This window comes from Bacteroidota bacterium, from assembly GCA_030017895.1.
In the GTDB taxonomy this organism is placed as follows: domain Bacteria; phylum Bacteroidota; class Ignavibacteria; order UBA10030; family BY39; genus JASEGV01.
This window is the reverse complement of record JASEGV010000142.1, coordinates 1-2,798: the sequence shown is the minus strand read 5'-3', so window position 1 is coordinate 2,798 and position 2,798 is coordinate 1. Positions and strand designations below refer to the sequence as shown.

General features: G+C 35.8%; 2 protein-coding genes. Both read right to left on the bottom strand.

All coding sequences use genetic code 11. The annotated features are described in order from the left end of the window. Positions 1–605, bottom strand: a 605-nt coding sequence (gene folP, locus QME58_14315) for a dihydropteroate synthase (protein ID MDI6804987.1), incomplete at its 3' end; no start/stop codon positions are given. Between the two features lie 97 nt (positions 606–702). Then, positions 703–2,798 (bottom strand): T9SS type A sorting domain-containing protein (locus tag QME58_14310; GenBank protein MDI6804986.1); only part of this gene is annotated, 2,096 nt, incomplete at its 5' end.

Genomic DNA, 2,798 nt, shown 5'->3' with positions numbered 1-2,798 from the left:
TGTTCAAGTTTCTTTCCAAAGCCGATACCGGGGTCTATAATAATTTGTTTGATGCTATTTTCGATAGATATTTTAATTGCCACAGATAAATAAGATTTTATTTCAGGAATTAGATCTTTGTACTCCGGATTATGCTGCATTAATTTCGGTTTATCTTTGGTGTGCATTAAAACGATTGAAGCATTATACTTCGAGACAACTGCAGGCATGCGGTTGTCGAAGTGAAAGCTACTAATATCATTCACGATTACCGCACCGCTTTGAAGAGCTTTTTCTGCAACCTCTGATTTTGTAGTATCGATTGATATAGGGATCGTGGTTTTATTAACAAGCTGTTCGATAACCGGGATAACTCGATTTAGTTCTTCTCCGACGCTGACCGACTCAGAACCGGGGCGGGTTGATTCGCCGCCGACATCAATAAAATCGGCACCTTCATCAATCATTTGTAACGCACAGTCAACAGCATTTGAGCTGTGTAAATATTTTCCGCCATCTGAAAAAGAATCGGGAGTAATATTCAGAATTCCCATAATGAAGGTACGACTTCTTAAGTCGTATTCTACTGAACCAAAATTATAAATTTTATTGAGTGCGTGTACCATTGTTCGGAAAAAATATACAAAAATTTTGAAGTGATAACAAAAAGCCCCAGCTAAAAAATGGCTGGGGCTTTTAACTTAATAATTTGTGTCCACCAAATTACTTCACAAGCAGCATCTTCCGAACTTGGACAAAAGTTTTACTCGGTCCATTCACAACAACCGCATCTATCTTGTAAAAATAAACACCGCTTGCGATAGAGTTTCCTGATTTATTCCGCCCATTCCATATCACCGATTGGTGCCCTTCATACTGCATCTCATCTATCAATGTTATAATTTCTTGACCAAGTATATTGAAAATTTTAAGTTTCACAAAACTTTTCGCTGGTAAGTTATAGCTGATTGATGTATTAGGATTAAAAGGATTAGGATAATTTTGATAAAGTTGAAACGCATTTACATTAAATTCTTCACTGCCGAGCACTGTTGTGGGATTAAAAATCCATGAATCATTTGAAGATATAATATGATGTGCTATTATTAAAAATTCATCGCCCGTCGTAAATGGGACATTTCCATCAAGAGACCAAGTTGCAAAATACATAATTGGTAGCGGATTAAGGATTGCCTCTACCTGAAAAGCTGGATTTGGAATTTCACTGTATGTGGCATCGAAAATCCAAAGCCATTCTCTTACAGTGTTGTTACTTGCAACATAATAAGCGGGGGGCCAATATTTTCCATCTACCATACCACTCGAAACATTATTTTCAAGATGCCCCACGACCAATCTTCTTGGTGGATTCGCTTCTACATCCCATGCCGATAGCGGGACGCTCTTAGTGAAATCTTGGTAAATATAACCACCTGTAGTACCCTGATTGATTATAAAAGGAGCAAATTGTGGTTGTGCAGGAGGTAGATCGAAACGCCTACCGTAGCGATATCCATATGATACATTTGGATCGTTCGTATTATAGTTTCCATTCACATCAACGGTTGCAAGCTTAAGTAATACATTTTTAATCTTGTGAGCAGAAACCCCTTTTATTCCGCTACCAAAAAATGATGCTGGGCTCGCCCATCCCAAAGCACCATTAAACCCTTCAAGACCGATGCTTGAATTTAACCAGGTAAATCTTCTTGTTCCTGAAGGAACTTCCCAACGTTTAACACCAGTTGAATCAGTATTCAGATTTCCTTTGAATATTTTAAATCCATCAGTTAGAGGTATATTATGACTATATTGATTGGGAAGAGGATGATTCAACAATAAAATCCGTCCATCTGTTGAATCTTTTAATATAAAGCCTCTCTCTTTTGCGGTGTTAATTGAATCCACTCCCCAAATGACATACATATGATTTCGGATTTCAGATGGATTTACAATTAATATCTCAAAATTTCCATCAGCCAATCCGCTAACAGGTGTTATTGGTGTCTCACGGATTTGATTAGGAAACGGCTTTGCAAAAAATCGTAATGAATCCTGCCATACATTGTAATCTGCATCTCTTATTTTGATATTGATTTTGAATGTTGAATCATTAAAAGTATTATCGTAATAATTTGAGGGGATATTAAATGTAAAGTATGAATTTGCATCCGAGGGATTATAAACTAAAGAGTAAGTTGATGAAGAATCTAAATTTGCAATTCGAATGGTATTGAATTCAGAATTTGGAATTGCTTCAATATAAACATTATTCAATGAAAATTTTGAATTATTTTCTAAACTGAATATATATCTAATATTTTCACCCGGATTTACAATTCCATCATTATTCAGATTATCAGAAGCAACAGAATAGGTAACAATAGATACGGAACCTGCAGTTGAAATATTTTCAGCTAATGAGCACAATGTATATGATTGCCCGGTATTATAAGTAACATCAGCATCCAAATAAAGCCCTTCCTTCTGTGGAACGATCTGAAAAATGTTCCCGAATACGTTATCTAGTGCTAATCCATCATTGTGAAAACCATCATCATATAATGTATCACATAGAAGAGAAATACCATCATATTTTTTAAAACAAACGACTATCTTGTCAATATTGATTCCCTGTGCATCTGCGATAACTGTAACTTCAGTTAAATGCGGGCTGATATAATTTTTTGAAATTTGAATTTTGGGCTGGTGGAGAACTTGGAATAGTCTATCAAAGATCCCCTGAGATAAACGGTCAGTATATTTTAACCCAGATTTGTCATTAGGAATAATCATTTGAAACAACAAAAGGCCAGCTA